Consider the following 20,570-nt stretch of genomic DNA (forward strand, 5'->3'; position numbering starts at 1 on the left):
AGTACCACCCTAAAAGTTCACAGAATGGTTATCAGGAACGAAGTAACCTCACATGCACTCTCAGTAAGGTCGATTATTGAGTAGGTAGTTAGCCGCAAGTCATGTGTAGGAAAGATAGAGTCAAAAGCTAACGTCTAGGGTAATGCCTAGGATATGCTGACAGACTCACGTTACAGGAAGAGATATAGTTGCCAGTAGTAATGAATATGTCTAAAACTCGGGGGTTCGCCCCACAGTCGGAATGGAAGAAAGTCAACTGGCGTAAGCTAGAAATGACTGTCTTTAAGTTACAAAAACGAATATATCGAGCCTCAAGCCGTGGTGATGTCCGCGTGGTGCGAAAGCTGCAAAAAACCCTGATGAAATCCTGGTCAGCTAAAATGATTGCGGTTAGAAGGGTAACCCAACAGAACAAAGGCAAAAAGACTGCCGGAATAGACGGGGTTAAATCCCTAACACCAAAACAACGCCTCGCCTTAGTAGCCAGCCTTAAAGTTCAAAGAAAGGCCAAACCAACCAGAAGGGTATGGATTCCCAAACCTGGACGAACGGAAAAACGCCCATTGGGGATTCCCACCATGTATGACCGCGCCTTACAAGCACTTGCGTGCGCGGCTCTAGAACCGGAATGGGAAGCAAAATTTGAACCCAATTCCTACGGATTTAGACCAGGACGCTCATGTCACGATGCAATCGAAGCAATATTTAAAAGTATCAAGCAAAAACCCAAATGGGTACTAGATGCCGATATAGCAAAATGTTTCGACAAAATCAACCATGATGCACTTCTGACAAAATTAAATACATATCCGTCACTAAGACGATTAATCAAATCATGGTTAAAAGCCGGTGTGATAGATAACGGAACATTCTCATCTATAAAAGAGGGTACTCCCCAAGGTGGAGTTATATCCCCACTCTTGGCAAATATAGCCCTTCACGGAATGGAGGAACGAATCAAACAATATGCCAAATCTATGAAAGGAGATAAAAAAAGAAACAAAAAGGCATTAAATTTGATTCGATATGCTGATGACTTTGTCATCCTGCATAAAGAACAAACTGTGGTAGAAGAATGTCAAAGAATCATCAACGAATGGTTGAATGACATGGGATTGGAATTAAAACCAAGTAAGACCAAAATTACCCACACTCTTGACGGATTTGATTTCTTAGGATTTACTATCCGTCAATACCAAGTAGGTAAACACCAGTCAAAACAAGGTTTTAAAACCATCATCAAACCATCTAAGGAAAAAGTTCAAGAGCATTATAGGCAGCTCTCAAAATCTATCGACAAACACAGAGCTGCCCCTCAGGAGGCACTAATACGCCACCTAAAACCAATTATACGTGGATGGTGTAATTACTACAAGAGTGTTTGTAGTCAAGAAACTTTCGACGAATTAGGAAACATGCTTTGGAATAAACTCCAAAGATGGGGATACAGGAGACATCCAAAGAAATCAAAAACCTGGGTAAACGATAAATACTGGGGAACCATCGAAGGTGATAACTGGACATTTATGACAGGGAAAGATAATTATCTCCCCAAACATGCCAAAACAAAAATTGTAAGGCACACAAAAATCCAGGATACCAGAAGTCCCTATGATGGAGACCTAATCTATTGGAATACCAGAATGAGAAAGCATCCTGAGATGACCACTCAGAAGGGAAAACTTTTAGAACGGCAAGAAGGGAAATGCACTCATTGTGGTCTTACCTTTAGGGATGGAGATTTAATGGAAAAACATCACATAATACCACGCGCACTAGGGGGAAATAATTCAGACAAAAATCTCGAATTATTACACCTACATTGTCACGATGTCAAACACGGAAAGAGAATCAACTCCAATGAGTTAGATGAAAACCCGTTCTAGAGGAGCCACTGTCAAGGATTGTACTGTAATGAGGAGCCGTATGATATGAAAGTGTCACGTACGGTTTTGGAGACGAGTCGGTGAGGCGACTCACCGGCTTAGTTTAATATTCTCAGGTACTTCAGGATACAGTAAAGAGAGTAAAGCTAGCTTTTGACAGGTTTATCAAAGGAGATAGTAGCGGAAAACGAAGTGGACGACCTAGGTTCAAAAAGCTACACCGCTACCGTACCTTTACCTATCCCCAAATGAAAGAAGGGTGTCTGGAAAGAAATTTGATCAACCTTCCAAAAATAGGCAAAGTTAAGGTTGTACTCCATCGGACTATTCCTTCTGGATTTAATATCAAGACAGCTTCTATCACCAAAAAATGTGATGGCTATTATTTGGTTTTATCTCTAGAGGACAAGACCATTCCTGAAATTAAGCCCAATATTAATCCAGATTCAATAGTTGGGATTGATGTTGGTCTTAAAGATTTTTTTACTACCTCTGAGGGTGAAGTCGTTGAAATTCCTCAGTATTATCGAAAAGCTCAAAAACGTTTAAGAGTGATTCAAAAGCGAGTATCCCGGAGAAAGAAAGGGGGTAATAACAGGCTAAAGGCGATCAAGCAGCTCGGAAAACAGCATAAAAAGGGATCAGACAAAAGAAAAGATTTTCATTTCAAAACAGCAAACCACCTACTATCAAAGTATGATGTAATCGCTCATGAAAAACTAAATGTTAAAGGACTGGCTAAGTCCCGATTGGCTAAATCTGTGTTGGATGCGGGATGGTCAAGCTTCTTGACAATCCTAGCAAGCAAAGCCGTTCGCGTAGCGTGGCCTACGGCCTTGAATGCTGGCTTGTTAACGGTTCCAGTAAGCCCCAAAAATACTTCACAGAATTGCTCCAATTGTGGCAATAAAGTCCCCAAGAAGTTGCATGTCCGGTGGCATGATTGTCCCCATTGTGGATGCAGTCTTGACCGCGATCATAATGCAGCTATCAATATACGAAATAGAGCGGCAGGGTTTGAAGTTACCGTAAGATAGTGGAGCCTTAATCAAAAAGTTTTAACCCTTTTATGCATAGCCGACTAACAATAAAGGCTCCACTATCTAAGGTTTCGTCTCTCGGCAGTCCGTTCTTAAAGCCCAGCGCCTCCTAAGGGATGCCCGGATTGGCGCTTGTTGCCTACACTGAACCTGTAAGGTCAGTGTAGGAGCTGTCACTAGTTAATAGTCAGTAGCAAGGAATATCAAGATTGCGGTGTGAGTTGAAATAATATATGAAACGCTTGATTCGAATTTTACTGATTTTACTGCTTGTCGTTGTATCGGCTCCTACGATCATCACACCCCCAGCAATGGCGCAAACCCAATTCCCAGAATTGACTAAGGCTCAGATCAAACAAATTAACCAGTTAAGGAAAAAGGCATTTGCTGCTACGAATCAGGGGAAATTCCCCACTGCTGAAAATTACTGGACTCAGCTAATTGAGCTGTTGCCAGATAATCCCGTGGGTTGGAGTAATCGGGGTAACCTTAGAGTCAGCCAGAATAAATTAGAAGATGCGATCGCAGACTTTACTCACGCCATTGAGTTAGCACCAGAAGCCACTGACCCTTATCTAAATCGCGGTGCTGCCTATGAAGGACAAGGGCGATGGCAAGATGCCATTGCTGACTATGAGCGATTGCTAAAACTTGATCCCAATGATGCCATGGCTTACAACAACTTAGGGAATGCCAAGGCAGGACTAGGCCAATGGACAGAAGCGATCGCAAATTACCAAAAATCCATCGAGTTAGCGCCCAAGTTTGCCTTTGCCTATGCTAACTATGCTCTGGCCCTATATCAAATTGGTGAAACCAAAGAAGCCATGGGCATCATGCGCAATACCATCCGAAAATACTCCCAATTTGCCGATCTGCGAGCTGCTTTAACAGCCGTTTTGTGGGCTAACGGAAAACGGGGGGAAGCTGAGAGTAACTGGGTGGCAGCCGTTGGTCTCGACAAGCGCTACCAAGACTTGGACTGGGTAGAGCATGTCCGCCGTTGGCCACCAATGATGGTTGAGGCGTTAGCAAATTTCTTAAACCTTAAGTGAAATTAACGTAAGGATTCAGCCGTCAGCCGTCAGCCGTCAGCCGTCAGCTAAAAGCTCACGCTACTTGAGGTGCCGCCAGCCGTCAGTCATTCGCTACTTGAGGTGCTGACGTAACAGAGATTAAACCAATTTTTACCTATTTTATTAAAAAGCTGATAACTGATAACTGATAGCTGAATGCTTACAAATTAACTTAAGTGAAATTAACCTGATCAACCTTAGCTTTTCTCAAGAGTCAATACTTTAGGAGTTACCCAATAACGTTAAGTCTTAACCTACGTTTAGGGTGCGTTCGCACCCTAAACTCATAACTCTTGACTAAACTATTGATTCTCAAGCACGCTTACCAACAAGCAGTTGTTTGAGGTTCCGACCCCGTGGCTCCTGGACAAATACCAAAGGTAAAAGGGTAGCCAATCGCAGGGCTGCTGAGAGGGCAAATAATGTTGGCAAACCACCGAAGTGAGGTAACTCGGCTAAAAAGCCACCAAATGTACTACCTATAGCACCACCTAATCCAGCTGATGCTGCAGCCGCCGCAAAATATGTGGAGGGTTTGTGGACTGGTGAGATCTCCACTTGGATGTTATTGGCACACAGGTCAATGGCTGCCACAGATGAACCTGTCGCGAAGAATAAAAGGGGTAGCCAAACCCAAAGAGCGAGAGTTGTTGGGCTGCTGATGCCAAGCCAAAGTAAGGGAATCACAGATAGCATGATCACAACAATCATTAGTACTGGGCGATTCCCGATCAGGTCAGACAACTTACCCCAGTACATCAGTGTCAATAAACTTGCTCCAGCCATCAGACTCGTATAGAGGGTTACCCAACCAACATCTAAGCCCAAATTGTCGAGCAGATAAACATTGAAAAACGGATTGCTGAGGGTGAAGGAAAAAACCCACAATCCAAAGAAGAGTACAAAGATTAGGAAGTTTGTATCTTTCAATAAGGCAACATAATCAGAAGGTGTGGGTTGATCCTCAGACTCTAAGGTTTCACCAGTAGTCTCATCAGTCTTCGCAGTCTTTTTTGAAGGTATCTGAGGAGTGACATCTACCATGAAGAACTGAAAAAGTAAACTGAGTATTCCAGCTATGATAGCCAAAATCAAGATTACGCCGTAGCCTTGAACTTGGCCACCTCCCCAGGTAGAAACAATATATCCGAGTAGGGGAACACACAGTAGGTTGGTTAAATGATTAAAGCTATTGCGCAGTGCAAAATATCGCCCTCGCAGGCGAACAGGAACTAACACCGCCATCCAGCTAGCCCAAGAGGGACTACCCAAAGCTCCAAAAATGTGAGTGATCAGGTTAATCGCCAGTGTACACAACACCAGATGATGAGCTGGAGCCAGACCAGTGCAGAACATCCCAATTCCTGCTAGGACAAATAACCACAGTAGTCGTGAAGGAACGAAGGTTTTCAGGATAAACCAGTGGCGACTGTAGGATCGATCAGATAAATAAGCACCAATAGGCTGTAGAAAATTCGCGAGTAGAGGTATTCCTGTGAGAATACCGATTTCAAAGTTGCTAGCCCCCAGTTGCAGCAAGAAGTTAGTCAGCAAAACCTCAGCCGTGACACAGCCAAAGAAGGTGGAAAACACACCGTCAATGTTGGCAGCCCTTAAGCTAGAGCGAATCTCTCCCTTGGGAATTTTTTCAGTAGGGCTAAGCGGCGGTCGTGCTTCCTTGTTTAGGGACTTGAGCAAATCTGGCAATCGCGGCAAAGACGGAGCTTCTGGGGCGACATCGGATATGAGTCTGAGCATAGCGGTTCAGGTAGCTAGATAGAGAGGACTTAAATGGCGAAATGGAGACGAGTAAATCGTATTGGTTCAGGTAGCACCTGTACTGGATCGGCAGGCAGGTCGAAACTCCTATGCCATATCCTCCCTACAGCATCCCCCTTCTTGATGGGCGTAGCGTGCCCATAGCGTAACCCTCTTGGCTTGCTCTTAAATCCCCCCTATACCCTCTTTTAAAACCCCCTTCGGCTAAAAGGGGTTTTAAAAGAGGAGTCTATGCCATTTAAATCACGAGGGAAGTAAGACTTGCTTACTCTCGCAGAAGACCTACCATAGCCTTCCGTACTCTTGGTAGAGTCCGGCAAGGTCTAGCTCCTGCGACATCTGCTATACACTCCGGTAACCCTTACTTTTCGAGAAGGGCTACCTTTCAATAACACTTATTCTCTAGCCTTCACCCAACCCCTTAGAAATACGAAAAGTATTACTCTTCGAGCATCCCTAAGGGTTACTTCCTAAGGGCTATGCCCTACGGGGAGAGCTATGGTCATGACGGGGTATAGCAGCGGAGGCTACGCTATTCAATTAACGGGGGAGCAAGGGGGCTAGACATGGATCATGAGGAAAAATCACGCCAATGCCTTATTCCCTTGTTTAGGAATCCCGATGTAGCCAGAATCGATATCTACATATCAATATCTACATATCAATATCTACATATCAATACTGACCGAGGTACAGCTGTTGCCTTTTTTATCCCTGGGGCAACAGGGTACCTTATACATAATATCTCAAAAAAATTAAAATATTGCAACAAAAATACAATTAAGTATATTGACGGAAATCTTTCATCTGACAGATCGTGCGCAAGAGCTCCCACTACCTTGCTACGGACAAAAAAAAGGCGGGATCGCCTTCATAGTCTTGATCTCCGGTTTGCGTAGTTGAGTCAGTCAAGAGTGTAGCCCTGATGGGGATCATGGTTAATCATAATTAAAGCTAAAGATAAGTGGTGGTATAATAAGGATAAGCAATAATAAAGTTGGCTACTAACAGCTAGCTTTACCCCAATAAATATGGCTAGTAACAGCTTTACACCTTAAGAAATAAGGACACCTTAAGAAATAAGCTGTAGAAAGCCATCTTGGACACCTTAAGAAATAAGCTGTAGAAAGCCATCTTGGATGTCGAGTTATCTCAAGAACCATATCTTCATCTGTATTTACTAAATATTTCTAGGTATATAGCCACCTCCTCAGACGGGAAATAAGTTTTCCAGGGGAGGTGCCCTTGCCGTCCTTACTTATCATGAAGCAAATCCTTTCGAGATGTCTAATTTTACTATCTCTAATTCTGTTCCTAACTGGCTGTAGCCGCAGTATCGCCAGTGACATTTCTACTGTGACCCTCAGCGGCTGGCAGAGCAGCCCGAAGGAAAAACAGCTCCTTGAGCAGGTACTGAGGGAGTTTGAAGCATCACATCCTGGCAGAAAAGTCAAGTTTGAAGTGATCACTGACCAATATATGGATGTCATTAAGACTCGGTTGATTGGTGATGCTGCTCCTGATGTCTTCTATGTAGACGCCCTAGATGCTCCCTTACTCATGACTCATGGCGTTTTGGAGCCTCTTGATGATTACATCACTGAGGACCAGGACCTAGATTTAGATGACTTGGCTCCCCATCTCTCGGAAGCCTTCCAATCCGATGGCAAAACCTACGGATTGCCTAAGGATTTTACAACCCTTGCCCTTTTCTACAATCAAAAATATTTCGATCAACTCAGTATAAGCAACCCTCCCCAAACCTGGGAAGAGTTAGAGGACTATGCCAAAAAATTGACCAGGGATACAACTCACAATGGCAGGGTTGACATATATGGATTAGGGATCACGCCAGAACTCTCTCGTCACTACTTCATGATCAAAGCCTTTGGCGGTGAGTTAGTTGACCAAAAAGGCGAGGCTGTCTTCGCGACTCGGCAAAGTCTATCAGGTCTAACACCTTTGATGGATATGTATCGAGAAAACCATTCTGCTGCCATACCGTCAGACGTTGGAGCTAGTTCTGGGAGCGAAATGTTTGGCCAAGGGAAGGCAGCAATGGTTATTGAAGGTAGCTATGCGATTCCTTACCTACAACAGACATTTCCCAAAATTGAGTTTGCCACTGCGGAAGTTCCCAGTATTGGTAACCACAAAGGCAGCATGGTTTATACCGTTGCTTATGTCATGAACAAGCAAGCTAAAAATAAAGAGGCTGCCTGGGAACTGATTTCTTATTTGACTGGCAAGGAAGGAATGAAAGCTTGGGCGAACGGAGGATTGGCAATCCCGGCTCGGAAATCAGTCATATCAGAACTTGGCTATGAACAAAATCCTCTTTACACCCCCTTTATTGCTGGTGCTGACTACGCCACGATTTGGCAAGAGGATGAAAAATTGCCAATATTTATGACCCATTTCGACAATCAGTTTCTTAGTGCTTTACTGGGTGAGCAATCCTTGAAGTCAGCCATGAAAAAAGCACAACAAACTGCTAACAAAGAAATTCAAGCGAGTAACTACTAACAAATGTCACTAGCTAAAGCTAAACTTGGAGTTGACCAAAACGTCAAATCGAGGGATGTCATATTGAAGAGATTTTGGCAGAAAGCCAAAGTTAGGGAAGCTATATCTGGCTACCTCTTCATGGCTCCTACTATTCTAGTTTTAGGAACCTTTTTGATTGCACCAATTATCTATGCAATCTTCCTTTCATTCCATAAGGTTGAAATTTTAGGAGGGCTGAGTTATCGATTTGTTGAGTTAAAAAATTTCCTTCGTACCTTTGACGATGAGCGAGTTTGGATTGCGCTAAAAAATACAATTGAGTATGTCATTATTGTTGTTCCTTGTCAAACAATCCTGGCTCTGGTTTTAGCTCTAGTCCTAAATAAAGAAATTAAAGGAAAAAAATGGTTTAGGATTATTTTCTTTCTCCCCACTGTCACTTCTTCAGCAGTTTTAACCCTAATATTTATCTGGATTTATAATTCTAATGGTCTACTTAATGGATTACTAGACTTTTTTGGTTTACCAACCTACAACTGGCTAGGAGACCCAAGCGTGGCTCTCAAATCCATTATGATTATGAATATTTGGTCTACAGCACCGTTTTTCATGGTGATTTACCTGGCTGCGCTACAAGATATACCTAGATCCGTTTATGAGGCGGCAAAACTCGATGGTGCCAATGAGTTCGATCAGTTCATAAATATTACCGTGCCTTTACTCAAACCAGTTACATTTTTCGTTATGGTTATGGGTATCATTGGCACGTTTCAGTTATTCGACCAGTCTTACATCTTCTCGGGTGGCACCGGTGGTCCAAACAACTCAACCCTGACGGTTGTGCTTCTGATCTACCAGTATGCGTTTAGAAGTCTGGATATGGGTTACGCCGCTGCACTGGCATTAATGTTAGCTGGTGTAATTCTAGTGACAACACTGATTCAACGCGGCTTCTTTAGAGAAGAAAAAGCGAATTAGGAGATCAAAGAAGAGTGAATAATTTTCGTTGGATCAGAGGGATATTTTATGGCATTCTTATCCTCTATGCCATTATTACGTTTTTACCTTTTGCTTGGGCTTTATCAGCCTCCTTTAAACCCCTTGAGGAAATTATCGCTGGCGGGTTGAATTTTATACCCCATGATTTTACCTTCGATAACTACCGCAATATTTTCATTGAATCCCCTTTGTTTGGGCGCTGGTTTTTAAACAGTGTCTTGGTTGGTGTTTGTGTAACAGGCTTGAATATTATATTTAACTCAATGGCAGGTTATGCCTTAGCCAGAGTTAAGTTTCCAGGTAATTCATTATTGTTGGGAATAATCTTGGCAGTTTTGATGATTCCTGGACAAGTCACCCTAATTCCTGGTTATTTAATCTTAAAGTCTTTGGGATGGCTGAATACCTACCAAGGATTGATTGTACCGAGTGCAGTGAATGCCACCTTTATTTTTATGATGCGGCAGTTCTTTATCAATTTTCCTAAGGAACTTGAAGAGGCTGCTGCCTTGGATGGATTAAGTCGCTGGGAAACCTTTTGGCAGGTTGTCCTGCCTTTAGCCAAGCCAGCTTTGGCAGCACAAGCGATCTTTATTTTTATGGGGTCTTGGAATAATTTCTTAATGCCCCTAATGATTACCTCTGACCCAGGAATGTTTACGCTTCCCTTAGGTTTAAATACCTTTAAGGGGCAATACATTAGTTATTGGAACTACATTATGGCAGCCTCAATGGTCTTTACTATACCGGCTTTGGGGATTTACGCCTTCTTCAATCGTTACTTTATCTCTGGGGTAACATTTACTGGCTCTAAAGGATGAGCTGGTGAAAGGGTAAAGGGTCAAGTCCCACTACACACAGAGAAACGGATATGCCAATGGCAAGGTCAAGAGCTTCCCGCTTTTAATGCAGCGAGGTCTTGGGGGTAACCCCAAGACCTCGCTTTTGTTTTCGTCAACCTGTGAATTTTTGGAAGATTGACTATTGACTTTGACTTTTAACCTCAAGGACTCTCAACCTTGGCCTTTTGGCCACGGGTGCGCGTTCAACTATTAACAACCATTAACCCTGATGTAGTATTTCCTGAATCTGTTCAGGAGTCAGCTGCTCAACATTATCAAAAACCACTGTTGCACCAGCAGCTTTTAGCCTCTCTCCATAAGCCTCCCGGTGTTGTGGTATCTCCTGCACATGAGGGGGTAAAATACCTACCCCAACCCAAACTCGTTCTGGATGAGAGTCTCTGGCTTTTTCAACAGTGTACATGTCAGCAACTGTGTCACCAACGTAGATAACTGGCAATTCCACCTTAACTTGATGCTCCTGTTCTAGCTGTAGAACTACGGCAAACAGTCCTGTAGGGTCAGGCTTACCAGGGGCATCCTCCATCGCAATTAGGACAGGCCGTTCGAGACCGAGTCGTCCTTCTAGGGCATAGTTCGCTTCCTGTCGTGTTGCGCCACTGAAAAAACCCCAAGGAATCCCTGCTGTGGTCAAACTCTCTAAATAACTGGGTTGTAACAATAACGGTTCGTCACAAATGTACCCAGTCCAATGGTTGGGATCTGTTCCTCGATAGCGAGAATTGAAAAAATCAACAAGGGCTTCATAGTCGAGAGAAAAATGGGATCTCGTTTTTCCTTGAGCCTCAAAGTACCGATAAATTAATTCTCGCGATGCCTCCCAGTCGTTATTCCATAGCCCTTCTGATTTGAGTTGGTCAATCTCTACCATCGTGGGTCGATAGGCACCACCAGTGTAATGGTCTACCGTATCTGCGATCGCTCTACGGTAAGAACCACTAACGTCACGCACCACGCCGTCAATGTCGAACACCACTATGGCATTAAAGTTAGGAATAAATGTTTCTGAACTAGGCATCATGCACGCTTGGGCTAGTTGAGCCAATATTGCTGATCAGCACCAATACTACCAACTATTTAACTACAAACCTATCCCTGAATCTTGATCAAGAACAGTCTTCTTGCGCTAAAATCATCAATTGTACAATAGATTATAGTTAAAGATAACCTGGGATATCTGAGGGAGGCCTGATTGTCAAAATTTCTATTAAAAGTTCTCTGGCTAGATGAGAATGTAGCCCTGGCAGTTGATCAAATTGTCGGCAAAGGCACCAGCCCATTAACTTGTTACTTTTTCTGGCCCCGGAACGATGCCTGGGAACAGCTCAAGGATGAGATGGAAGCCAAACACTGGATTACTGAAGCTGATCGCATTGAAATCCTCAACAAAGCCACTGAAGTAATTAACTACTGGCAAGAGGAAGGTAGGCGTAGACCTATGTCTGAGGCTCAGGCTAAGTTCCCGGAAGTCGTTTTTACTGGTAGTGCTTAATCCAGCCTTGCTGATTAATCTAATGATTGAGGGGAATTGGTAACTGACCAATCATCTGACCTTAGTTGAGATGATTCCTTAGTTGAAGAACGTCCTTAATTCAACCCCCTTAATCCAAGTAACAGACTGACCGTGACCAACTCCAGAAGCTCCCCTACCCCCCTGTTTCGGGGGGTGTGGAGAGCGCGGAGCTTATAGGGTTTAAATCCCTTGCTTACTTCGTTTACGGGGTTAGAAGTTACCGTTGCGTTACTACACCATGCCACCAGCAGCTTGAAAGCGAGCACGGGCTTTCTTATAGGCTTGAGTTGCTTGGATTTTTTCTTGGGTATTCTCCTCGTTTTGAAGTTCTTCTAGACGAGCTTTTGCTTCGTTGAACTCAACACCTGCAGCATCCTTGTCAATTTCATCTTTGGACTCAGCACCATTGACAAGAATCGTCACTTCATTATCTTCAACTTCCACAAATCCACCCATAAGAGCAATTGGTATCCACTCTTTGTCTGAACGAATTCGCATCACACCAGTATCCAGCGCTGATAACAGAGGAGCATGATCACTCAATATCCCAAGCTGACCGGTGGTGCTGGGTAAAATTATTTCCTGTGCTTGGTCATCCCAGACGGTTTTGTCGGGAGCAATAATACGAACAGTTAAAGCCATCAGCAGAATCAATTGTGTTTGTTGGACTTTGGCAGTTTAGCAGGTTGAAAGTTACAGGTTACAGGTTAACTGGTTGAAGGTTAATTGTTACAGGTTAATTGTTACAGGTTAATTGTTACAGGTTACAGGTTAACTGGTTGAAGGTTACTAGGTTGCTGGTTACTGGTTACTGGTTACTGGTTACTGGTTACTGGTTACTAGGTTGCTGTTTAAATACCAAACCTTGGCCTTTCGGCCACGCTACGCGAACAACCTTGATAACCTTGGCCTTTCGGCCACGCTACGCGAACAACCTTGATAACCTTCAACCTTCAACCTTGATAACCTTCAACCTTCAACCTTGATAACCTTCAACCTTCAACCTTGATAACCTTCAACCTTCAACCTTGATAACCTTCAACCTTCAACCTTGATAACCTTCAACCTTCAACCTTGATAACCTTATTAGCATCAAACCTGACTTAACTCTTCAGTTTTTCAGCTTTAGCGATCGCTTGATCAATACTGCCCACCATGTAGAAGGCTTGCTCAGGAAGGTCATCCAATTCCCCCTTCAGAATCATTTGGAAGCCTTTGATAGTATCGTCCAAGCTAACATACTGACCAGGAGAACCAGTGAAGACCTCAGCTACAAAAAACGGTTGAGACAAGAAGCGCTCAATCTTGCGGGCGCGAGCCACGGTTAGTCTGTCATCCTCGGACAATTCATCCAAGCCCAAAATCGCGATAATGTCTTGGAGTTCCTTGTAACGCTGTAGAGTTGCCTGCACAGAACGAGCTGTTCCGTAGTGGTCTTCTCCCACAATGCTCGGTTGCAGCATAGTTGAATTAGAATCGAGGGGGTCCACAGCCGGGTAAATTCCCTTAGATGCTAGGCCACGGGACAACACTGTTGTACCATCTAAGTGAGCAAATGTAGTTGCTGGGGCTGGGTCGGTCAAGTCGTCAGCTGGCACATATACTGCCTGAATGGAGGTAATTGAACCCTCGTTAGTGGAGGTAATCCGTTCTTGCAGAGCACCTACGTCTGTTCCCAAAGTTGGTTGATATCCTACAGCAGAAGGCATTCTTCCCAAAAGAGCAGACACTTCCGAACCGGCTTGTACAAATCGGAAGATGTTATCGATAAACAGCAACACGTCCTGCTTGTTCACATCCCGGAAGTACTCAGCCATGGTCAAAGCTGACAGACCCACCCGCATTCTCGCACCGGGGGGTTCGTTCATCTGACCATAAACTAGGGCAATTTTCGACTCGTTTAGATCATCCGGGTTGATTACCTTGGATTCCATCATTTCGTTGTAGAGGTCGTTCCCTTCACGGGTACGCTCTCCTACACCGCCAAATACTGATACTCCACCGTGTTTCGTGGCGATGTTGTTGATCAACTCCATCATGATCACAGTTTTGCCGACTCCAGCGCCGCCAAAAAGACCAATCTTACCACCGCGTCGATAGGGAGTCAGCAGGTCGATTACTTTAATACCCGTTTCGAATACTGAGGGCTTGGTTTCCAGCTCGGTTAACTTGGGAGCAGGGCGGTGAATTGGGAAGCGCTCCTCAGATTCTGCCGGTCCTCTGTTATCTACTGGTTCACCCAAGACATTGAAAATCCGTCCTAAGGTAGCCTTGCCGACGGGTACACTAATGGGGGCACCAGTATCAATAACTTCCATACCCCGCACCAGACCGTCTGTACCACTCATGGCAACAGAGCGCACTTGGTTATCCCCGAGAAGCTGCTGCACTTCGCAGGTCACAGCAACATCTTGTCCAGCTTCATTTTTGCCTTCAATTCTCAAGGCATTGTAAATCTGCGGCATTTTGCCGCTGGGAAACTCTACGTCAACAACCGGACCGATAATTTGGGCAATAGCGCCCGTGTTTGTTTGTTCTGCGGTGCCTACCATATTGCGCTTATTTAGTCAAGCTATTGTTACAGATTTTGGAAAACAGTCTTAACATTTAGTAATGCCACTCTCAAGATTACCATTGTTAGGGTTCAACCGTATCGGAAGTTGATCCCAAATTAAATATAAACACGACTCTAGCTTCCATCCCTTAGGGGTGACCATAGGAGGAGACCTTGGTTCATAATCACCTTCAAAGGTGATCCGATAATTGTTCAGCCAAGTAATAGCCTCAATTTAGCTAGACACCCCAAACCGGTTTACCCCACAACCGGCCTACTTTTGAAGTAGCTTGTCACCCCTTCAGCTACTAGAAACTTACTCTTCTTCGTCTTGAGTGAAGCGTTGGTATTCTTCCTTTAGTAGTTTTTCCTTAACTCGTCGGATGGGTAGATTAGCAATTAGTGCTGTTGCCCGTTGGTTGCTTTCTAAGGAAAACTCTGACCCATCGGGATCAATCTCAACGTAGCGAGAGACCACCTCCAGGATGTCTTGCCGCATCGACTCCACCATTTTAGGACTCAGGTCAGAGCGATCGTGGGCAATTACCAGTTGGAGGCGGCGCTTAGCCTCCTCACGGCTGCTTTGAGCACTCCTCCAGGAAAAAAGTTGTTCTAGAATTTCGATAATCATGGGGCTTTTTGGAGTAGTGAATAATCACACAGGGGGAGAAGGAAGAGGCTCTTTGGCAAAACTAGTTGTTGGCAATTCACAATGTAAAACCTTATCTGAACAGGCGGCGTAAGCGGCTGATTAGGTTGTCGTGTTCTGCCATCAGGTCGAGGAAGGAAATATTTGCACCTTCTAAGCGTGCAGCAATGTTTTCAATGGCAATTCCAGGCAGGGTTTTCTTTTCTGATAAGATCAAGGGTTCTCCCTGATTACTGGAGACAATCACCCGTTCGTCATCAGGGATAACACCAATTAGGGGAATAGCAAGAATTTCTTGGACATCTTGAACTGACATCATTTGATCCGCTTTTACCATTGTGGCTTTCAGGCGGTTGACAATTAAGCGGGTCTGCTTGATTCCTTCCGCTTCCAGTAAGCCAATAACTCGGTCAGCATCCCGCACTGAGGTAATCTCTGGTGTAGCAACGATTAGGGCTTCAGTAGCTGCCGTAACTGCATTTTTAAACCCACTTTCGATTCCTGCTGGAGAGTCCACCAAGATGTACTCGTAATTCTTGGCTAACACCCCCAACAACTTTTTCATTTGGTTGGGGTTAACGGCTTCTTTGTTACGACTTTGGGCTGCCGGTAACAGGACTAGTCCTTCCTGCCGTTTGTCTTTGACCAAAGCCTGGTCTAAGCGGCACTGACCTGTTAATACTTCAATAGCCGTGTAGACTACGCGATTTTCTAGTCCCAACAGCAGGTCTAAGTTTCTCAAACCAAAATCTGCATCCACTAAGGCAACTCGACGACCCAGACGAGCTAGGGCTAAACCTAGATTGGCGGTAATGGTAGTTTTACCCACCCCTCCTTTGCCAGAGGTGACAACAATAATTCGACTCATGAATTCAACGACAAGTGGGTTTTAGCAACATCAGCAGCTCTAGCAATACGAATTCCAAGGGAAGTCACGTAAGCTACTTCAGGATAGTACTGAAGTGGCGGTGTCTCCGGTGCCCTAGCTACAGCATCAGCAATCCGCAACTGGGTGGGTTCCATTTTTAATGCCATAATCCGACATTTTCGATTACCATTCGCACCGGCGTGGGCAATGCCTCGTAGATGCCCCCAAACTAAGATATCCCCAGCTGCAATCAATGCACCACCAGGGTTCAAGTCTCCTATTATAACAATAGTGCCAGGGTGACGAATCTCTATACCAGAACGCACGGTCATTTGTAAGTACAGAGGTTCTGCGAGTAATTCAGTAGGTTGATCAATCTTTTGATTCAAAGAGTACTTAGGGGTTTCTTGTTCTACTGAGTACCCAGCAGCTGCAGCAGCCACAGCAGTTTGTCGGCGCGTGGTGTAGACTCGCTTTAGCCTTAACTGGACTTCCCCAAGGGCATCAGCGATCGCTTGTAGCTTCATCCCATCCAGCAATTGATCCCCAGCCATCATATGGACACTGGATTCAGGCTGCCAAAAGCGCTCTCCAGCATTGAGGCGATGCTTGAATTGTTCCCATAGGTCCGACCAATTGGCAGTACTAGGGTTTTTAGTGGCTGGTGGCAAGATCAACAACAGCCGTTTCCCCTCACTTTTTAAGCGAACTTGCCCTTGGCAGTTAACTACCGAGTTGCGGTCGTCGGAAACCGTTGAAACTGGTGATGGTTGGGCAGAATCAGAAGTCATGCAACAAGGAGCTAGATTAGTTAACGCACCGAAGATAGATTCTTCCGTGATCATACCTTCTTCAGCAAGTTCTGCTGGATAACTGTTGAGAATTTTAGCTAATGGTGGTGTAGGGCAAAAGGGCAAGATACTTAAATAGTGCTATTGCTCTGTCACCCCAGACCCACACTCGATATCCTGTCAAGCATTATTACTCTCCACTCAATCGACGGTAAACCGTGACCAAGCCATTCACATCTCCCACATTGCCAGGAAATAGCACTACAGGTAAATTAGGAAACTGGGGATGGTCAGCAGAGGTTCGCACCATTGAGCATCCAGGAAGGATCTGACCCAATAGTCGTGCTGACCTCAAAGCCAGACCAGTACTTAAGACATCATTGGAGGTAATACCCCCTTTACTGATTAAAAACCCAATATCTTTAGGTAATCCCCTCACGATATCCATCAATAAGCCTGAAACTACTGCTCCAAAGGCCAGCCGTTTCTGCACATCCTCAAAAACCAATTCCTGACGAGAGGTATAAACTACCGGTGTCTTACCAGCACTGTGAATTTCCTGAACCCGCTCGAGAATACTTGCCAAAAGTTTTGCCCGTTGCTGTTCGGATTCATCTAGTAAATTGGCAACATTTACCTCAATCCCCCCAATCCCAGATGCTCCCAATAGCTGCTCCAGCTGCTGGGTAGTCTTTTTAACGTGGGAACCCACAATCACAACTCCTGGTTTCCCCTCTCGGACATACTGAGCCATATCCATAGCGGCCACGGGTTGGGGGCCAAGACTAGCAAGGGAGGTTAAAATACTAGCAGCAGAGCGAAACAGAAAGCGTTTCCCTTGGGCAGCAGCCTTCAGGACATCTGCCGCAAATTGATCTAAATCCCCTTGGGTTTCCCCATCCACAACGCCACACTGGTTATTGGTAAGTTTGAGAAGGCGCTCCAAGCTACCGTTACGAATATCTGCTAGTAAAAACCGCTCGACCGCATCAGCCTTGATCTGACCTTTGGTCTTTTCTTGGACATAGTCGGGTAAATAACTATGGCGATATCCAAATACCGAGTCACGGGCAAACTCGGTCTCATGCACTGGGGTTCTAATACCATCAATGATTAGGTAATGGACACTATCGATAGTGACTCGTCCGCCCTCAAAGAATGCAGGGACTAAGAAATGGGCATCAAATGGTCCGACTTCCTGGGCGATTACATCAGTTTCCACAGGATAATGCCCCCGCAAGGTGGAGTCAGAGCGACTGACTACCATAAAATCTTTAATTCCTTCAGCGTCTATGGCAATTTTGAGGTTATGGCAAACTTCCCGAGTCACAGTTGCTGCTTGCTCTGGGTTAAGAGCTCTGGTATTAGTAAGAATAAAAAAGATTGGGGAGTTATCCCTTAGTCCCAGCCGCAATGTATCCACATCCCAGTGCATCAGCAACAAGCAGCTGTGAACAGTCTGGGAGCCAGTCGGGTCATCATCGAGGACAATAATTTTTGGTTTTTTGGTCATTTCCCAAGCTTGTCATTAAAGTCAGTTATTTACCATAGTAATCGGGAAGGGGTAATCGGGAATGGGTAATTGGTGATTGTTATAGCAAGGCTCATAATTATTATAACATAAAATTAAATTGATAGGGAGCTTGATAGCAGATAATCTATAACAATAATATCCCCAATCAAGTCAGTAAATTTTAGAGCATGTAATCGGAAGCATTAATGGAATCATCGTTATGATAACTGACAGATTAATTATGATGATAAACTACTAATTATTAAAATTATCTATAAAAATAGTTATATTTGATCAGGTTTAAAAAATCAGCTATAATTATAGTTATAGAGCAGTGCTAACTGATTATTGATAACTTCTTGATAACTAGTTATACTTCCCTTATGTTCCCCGTTACCTATGTTAACGAGGATGTTAACGTTTAACTTATAAATTGCTATATAATAAGGGGTCACCAGGCAGCACTAACTTACAGTTTATCCACTATTTGTCCACTAGCTAGATTGTCGCTATAAATTATGTCAGACCAATCCCGTCCAGAACCACAAAGCACTTCAACTCTAGAAGAAATTCGCACCACACGGCTTGAAAAAGTTGAACAACTCAAAGCAGAAGGATTAATCCCCTATGCCTATAATTGGGAATCTACAGCTCAGGCTGCCGAATTGCAGCAAAACTATGCTGACCTAGGCAATGGCGAAGAAGTAGATGTCGAAGTTGCTGTTGCTGGTCGGATTATAGCTCGTCGTGTCTTTGGTAAATTAGCTTTCTTCAACATTCAGGATGAGACCGGTACAATTCAGCTTTACCTGGATAAAAAGAGAATCACTGCTAAAATGGCAGACCTTCCTAATGCTTTCAATATTCTCAAAAAACTCACTGATACTGGAGATATTATTGGGGCAAAAGGAACCATCAAGCGCACGGAGAAAGGGGAACTCTCGATCTATGTCAAGGAGTATGATATCCTGACCAAATCTCTGTTACCTTTACCAGATAAGTGGCATGGTTTGACGGATACAGAAAAGCGCTATCGTCAACGTTATGTTGACCTAATTGTTAATCCTGATGTCCGGGAAACCTTTCGTCGTCGTGCCAAAATCACTGCTTCTATTCGGCACTATTTAAACCAACAGGATTTTATTGAAATTGAAACTCCGGTACTTCAGAGTGAGGCTGGTGGTGCAGATGCCCGTCCTTTTATTACCTACCACAACACCTTACAAATGGACTTGTATCTGCGTATTGCTACCGAGTTACATCTGAAGCGACTAATTGTTGGTGGTTTTGAAAAGGTGTATGAGTTGGGGCGTGTCTTCCGCAATGAAGGAATTTCGACTCGTCACAATCCGGAATTCACCATGATTGAAATCTATCAGGCTTACGCCGATTATAATCAGATGATGGTGTTGACGGAAAATCTAATCAGTAATGCTGCTAAGGAAGTGTTAGGTACACTAACTATTAACTACCAAGGTGAAGTAATTGATCTAACTCCCCCTTGGCGTAAAGTAACGATGCACGAGTTAGTCAAAGACCAAACTGGTTTAGATTTTGATAAATTCACCAACATTGAGCAGGCAAAAGCAGCAGCAAAAGATGCTGGTGTGGAGGTTCCCAATGATTGCTATTCTATTGGCAAATTGCTCAATGAAGCCTTTGAGCAGAAGGTAGAAGAAACGTTAATCCAACCGACTTTTGTTCTGGATTATCCTGTGGAAATCTCTCCCCTTACTAAACCCCATCGCTCAAAATCAGGTTTAGTGGAACGGTTTGAATTGTTTATAGTGGGAAGAGAAACAGCAAACAGTTATTCTGAGTTAACTGATCCTATAGATCAACGGCAACGACTAGAAGCACAAGCAGCCAAGAAAGCAGCAGGAGATTTGGAAGCTCAAGATGTTGATGAAGACTTTCTCGCTGCCCTGGAGTATGGTATGCCTCCCACTGGTGGTTTAGGTATTGGTATTGACCGTTTAGTGATGCTACTGACTAATTCACCGAGTATTCGGGATGTGATTGCTTTCCCATTGCTGAAAAGTACCAGTGCTGTGATTAAATCCTTCGACTACGATGTAGACAAAAAAATTCTTCGGCTTGAATTTAATAATGGTAGTATCTACAAGTATCGAGATGTACCAGAGGAGATCTACAATGGTTTGAAAGATAATCCTTCTATCGGTCAGTATTTTAATACCCATATCCGCGAAAAATATGGCTTCGACCGAGAAATTTAGTGTCAGGATTCAGCCCAAGGCTCATTAGCTATAACCTAGTGACTTGCTGTTGGATTATAAGTTTAGCGGTCAGATGAAAATTTAGTTCTTAATCAGCGATTAGCTAACCCTGTGCAAAGCTAATCGCTTGTAGGTTAGATAGATTAAAGTAAAGCATTGACAAATAAACCCACATTCCGCAGGTGTGATTCCAAAATCCGGTATTTTTAAAAGATGAGTAAAATTGAAGCGTCTAATATCAGAGTACAGGATCTTGACCACTGTGGAATAGTGGCTGGAATTTGTGATGAAATC

16 protein-coding genes and 1 pseudogene are annotated in these 20,570 nt (G+C 44.0%); 9 read left to right on the forward strand and 8 right to left on the reverse strand.

Annotated elements, in window-relative coordinates; genetic code table 11:
- The first annotated feature begins 206 nt into the window (after positions 1 to 206).
- The 3 genes and pseudogenes from ltrA to F6K51_RS19785 all read left to right on the forward strand — a co-directional run bounded on the left by ltrA (position 207) and on the right by F6K51_RS19785 (position 3,981).
- The gene (gene ltrA, locus F6K51_RS19775; protein ID WP_365940002.1) at positions 207 to 1,886 is read left to right on the forward strand and encodes a group II intron reverse transcriptase/maturase; all 1,680 of its coding nucleotides are present in this window, start codon (positions 207 to 209) and stop codon (positions 1,884 to 1,886) included.
- A 107-nt stretch (positions 1,887 to 1,993) separates the two neighbouring features.
- Positions 1,994 to 2,923 (forward strand): annotated as a pseudogene (locus tag F6K51_RS19780) (transposase); the annotation flags it as partial.
- A 236-nt stretch (positions 2,924 to 3,159) separates the two neighbouring features.
- On the forward strand, positions 3,160 to 3,981 hold the full coding sequence (locus F6K51_RS19785; protein WP_293023228.1) for a tetratricopeptide repeat protein: 822 nt from the start codon (positions 3,160 to 3,162) through the stop codon (positions 3,979 to 3,981).
- A gap of 333 nt (positions 3,982 to 4,314) precedes the next feature.
- Here F6K51_RS19785 and F6K51_RS19790 read toward each other — a convergent pair whose 3' ends face one another.
- On the reverse strand, positions 4,315 to 5,760 hold the full coding sequence (locus F6K51_RS19790) for an MFS transporter (RefSeq protein WP_293023230.1): 1,446 nt from the start codon (positions 5,758 to 5,760) through the stop codon (positions 4,315 to 4,317).
- Between the two features lie 1,260 nt (positions 5,761 to 7,020).
- Here F6K51_RS19790 and F6K51_RS19795 point away from each other — a divergent pair.
- Genes F6K51_RS19795 through F6K51_RS19805 form a run of 3 tightly spaced genes read left to right on the forward strand, consistent with a single transcriptional unit; the run spans position 7,021 to position 10,109 of the window.
- Complete coding sequence (locus F6K51_RS19795; RefSeq protein ID WP_293023232.1) at positions 7,021 to 8,307, forward strand: ABC transporter substrate-binding protein; 1,287 nt, start codon at positions 7,021 to 7,023, stop codon at positions 8,305 to 8,307.
- Between the two features lie 3 nt (positions 8,308 to 8,310).
- Positions 8,311 to 9,267 carry a sugar ABC transporter permease gene (locus F6K51_RS19800; RefSeq protein ID WP_293023234.1) on the forward strand — a complete coding sequence of 319 codons (957 nt, stop codon included), beginning with the start codon at positions 8,311 to 8,313 and terminating at the stop codon, positions 9,265 to 9,267.
- 14 nt (positions 9,268 to 9,281) lie between these two features.
- Positions 9,282 to 10,109, forward strand: coding sequence for a carbohydrate ABC transporter permease (locus F6K51_RS19805; protein WP_293023236.1), 828 nt, complete (start codon positions 9,282 to 9,284; stop codon positions 10,107 to 10,109).
- A 241-nt stretch (positions 10,110 to 10,350) separates the two neighbouring features.
- Here the strand turns inward: F6K51_RS19805 and F6K51_RS19810 are convergent, their stop codons facing one another.
- On the reverse strand, positions 10,351 to 11,169 hold the full coding sequence (locus F6K51_RS19810) for a TIGR01548 family HAD-type hydrolase (RefSeq protein ID WP_293023263.1): 819 nt from the start codon (positions 11,167 to 11,169) through the stop codon (positions 10,351 to 10,353).
- Between the two features lie 174 nt (positions 11,170 to 11,343).
- On the opposite strand from F6K51_RS19810, the gene F6K51_RS19815 reads away from it, so the two are divergent.
- Complete coding sequence (locus tag F6K51_RS19815) at positions 11,344 to 11,643, forward strand: 30S ribosomal protein PSRP-3 (RefSeq protein WP_075897825.1); 300 nt, start codon at positions 11,344 to 11,346, stop codon at positions 11,641 to 11,643.
- Positions 11,644 to 11,895: 252 nt separating this feature from the next.
- On the opposite strand, the gene atpC is transcribed toward F6K51_RS19815, so the two are convergent.
- A complete protein-coding gene (gene atpC / locus F6K51_RS19820; RefSeq protein WP_070391911.1) occupies positions 11,896 to 12,306 on the reverse strand; it encodes an ATP synthase F1 subunit epsilon in 411 nt (136 codons plus the stop codon).
- A gap of 137 nt (positions 12,307 to 12,443) precedes the next feature.
- Here atpC and F6K51_RS19825 point away from each other — a divergent pair, with 137 nt between their 5' ends.
- On the forward strand, positions 12,444 to 12,650 hold the full coding sequence (locus F6K51_RS19825; protein WP_293023243.1) for a hypothetical protein: 207 nt from the start codon (positions 12,444 to 12,446) through the stop codon (positions 12,648 to 12,650).
- A 117-nt stretch (positions 12,651 to 12,767) separates the two neighbouring features.
- On the opposite strand, the gene atpD is transcribed toward F6K51_RS19825, so the two are convergent.
- From atpD to F6K51_RS19850, 5 genes are all read right to left on the reverse strand, one after another.
- Positions 12,768 to 14,216, reverse strand: coding sequence for a F0F1 ATP synthase subunit beta (gene atpD / locus F6K51_RS19830; protein WP_293023246.1), 1,449 nt, complete (start codon positions 14,214 to 14,216; stop codon positions 12,768 to 12,770).
- 318 nt (positions 14,217 to 14,534) lie between these two features.
- Positions 14,535 to 14,849 (reverse strand): cell division topological specificity factor MinE, encoded by a 315-nt coding sequence (minE, locus tag F6K51_RS19835; protein WP_293023248.1) that lies wholly within the window; start codon positions 14,847 to 14,849, stop codon positions 14,535 to 14,537.
- 91 nt (positions 14,850 to 14,940) lie between these two features.
- Entirely contained in the window at positions 14,941 to 15,735 is a 795-nt protein-coding gene (gene minD / locus F6K51_RS19840) for a septum site-determining protein MinD (protein WP_293023251.1), read from the reverse strand.
- The gene (gene minC / locus F6K51_RS19845) at positions 15,732 to 16,652 is read right to left on the reverse strand and encodes a septum site-determining protein MinC (protein WP_293023253.1); all 921 of its coding nucleotides are present in this window, start codon (positions 16,650 to 16,652) and stop codon (positions 15,732 to 15,734) included. Before minC ends, minD begins: the two co-directional genes overlap by 4 nt.
- A 64-nt stretch (positions 16,653 to 16,716) precedes the next feature.
- On the reverse strand, positions 16,717 to 18,039 hold the full coding sequence (locus F6K51_RS19850) for a four-carbon acid sugar kinase family protein (RefSeq protein WP_293023255.1): 1,323 nt from the start codon (positions 18,037 to 18,039) through the stop codon (positions 16,717 to 16,719).
- Positions 18,040 to 18,557: 518 nt separating this feature from the next.
- Between F6K51_RS19850 and lysS the strand changes: the two genes are divergently transcribed.
- Entirely contained in the window at positions 18,558 to 20,276 is a 1,719-nt protein-coding gene (lysS, locus tag F6K51_RS19855; RefSeq protein WP_293023257.1) for a lysine--tRNA ligase, read from the forward strand.
- Positions 20,277 to 20,570 lie beyond the last annotated feature (294 nt).

It is taken from the genome of Moorena sp. SIO3I8 (assembly GCF_010692325.1).
Classification (GTDB): Bacteria; Cyanobacteriota; Cyanobacteriia; order Cyanobacteriales; family Coleofasciculaceae; genus Moorena.